At 66.3% G+C, this 1,456-nt stretch carries 1 protein-coding gene and 2 pseudogenes; all 3 read right to left on the bottom strand.

Annotation, left to right across the window (positions count from 1 at the left end; all coding sequences use genetic code 11):
• Positions 1-245, bottom strand: a pseudogene (locus FJ980_RS31425) (anti-sigma factor); the annotation flags it as partial.
• A complete protein-coding gene (locus FJ980_RS31420; protein WP_140547415.1) occupies positions 242-781 on the bottom strand; it encodes a sigma-70 family RNA polymerase sigma factor in 540 nt (179 codons plus the stop codon). The pseudogene FJ980_RS31425 and the gene FJ980_RS31420, both read right to left, overlap by 4 nt.
• Positions 782-1,186: 405 nt before the next feature.
• Positions 1,187-1,456, bottom strand: a pseudogene (locus FJ980_RS31415) (hypothetical protein); the annotation flags it as partial.

Here is a 1,456-nt window from a genome sequence, read left to right as displayed (position 1 = left end):
GCCGCAGTGCCAATGGCCGCGATGCGCGCGCGAAAGGCGTCGCCGACATCTGGGCGCGGCAGGCGGCTGACCGCGCCCCGCAAGGCCACGATGCGGGCATGCTCCGAGGCAAGCCGCGGATCGGCCGCAATGCGCCGCTCCACCGCAAGCGCGGCCGCTGCATCAAGTTCGCCATCGACGAGGGCGTGGATCATCAGCCTGATGCCTTCCGGATCATTGGGCAGTCCATCGTCATGCATGGTCATGGCGCTCTCCCCAGGTCAGACATAAGCAGGCTCCGCGCGCGAGCCCGCCTGGACATCACCGTGCCCATCGGCACGCCGAGCATGGCCGCTATCTCGCGATAGCTGAGGCCGCTGATGTCGCGCAGCACAAGCGTCTCGCGAAACGGCTGCGGCAGGGCTGCTATCGCCGTTTCAAGCGCCACCGTGTCGGCCTTGGCGATCAGGCTTGCCTCCGGACCATACTCGTCCGGCACGCTGATGCCGTGTGCCGCCGCCATCTCGTCGAGCTCGCCGAGCTCACCGACGGCCAACCTGCCGCGCGGCCGGTTGCGCGACATCCAGGTATAGGCGGTGTTGCGCACGATGGTCAGCAGCCAGGCGCGGGCATTGCCGCCGGCATAGCCTGATATGCCCGCATGCGCCTTTATGCAGGCGTCCTGCACGACGTCCTCGGCATCGGCGCCATTGCCGGTCAACCAGCGGGCAAGCGCCAGCGCGTCACCGAGATGAGGCAGCACCACCTCGCTGAAGCGCTCGGCTCCGGCCTTCTCGCTCAAAGCAGCACCATCCGATACTCCACGAGGAACAGGCCGTGCGCTTTCAAGCAATACCGGCGGTCTCGCCCCGCCCGTGCGGGCGAAACCCTCGGCAACAGGCAAAGCCGCCTGCCGTGGCGAAAGTGAATTCATCTGCGTCACCAGTGTCAAGCGCAATGGGAAAGCCGTGCATCATGGGAGAGAGGCCGGTTGAGGTCATGCGCTCCAGCACATGGCGGCCGCCGACGCCGCGGCCATGTTCGCTGTCGTGTTCATGATGACGGACATGCGGATCTCCTCAACGCCTGTAGCGGCCTATGTCGAGGAGACCCGTTGCGGCCGAGATTTATTCCCGCCGCGTACGCATCCGGCTGTTCACAGTCACGTGATCAGCCGGTGCTTTGGGTTCGTTGGTCCGCTTGGCGCTCAATCCGGCCAGCGTAAGGCGCCGGAAGAGTCCTTGCGAGCAATCTTCATGGCGTCGGCGGGCCGGTCCTTCGCGGTTAACAGGGCGCGCAGCCGTTCGGCGACGCTCTCCGCCTCTCCGGGATGAAGATTGCAGGGGTCGAGGAAGAAATGGCCGCGTTCGACCTCGTGATTGCGCACGATGATGGGCGGCGATCCACCGGCAAGCGCCGAGGCAAGGCCGGCGGCGGTGAAGCGGCTTTCCGGCAGCACGAAGACCTGCAGGCGGTC

The sequence above is a fragment of the Mesorhizobium sp. B1-1-5 genome (genome assembly GCF_006443065.1).
Classification (GTDB): Bacteria; Pseudomonadota; Alphaproteobacteria; order Rhizobiales; family Rhizobiaceae; genus Mesorhizobium.
Note: the sequence above shows the minus strand (reverse complement) of the source record. Positions and strands in the feature narration are given on the sequence as shown.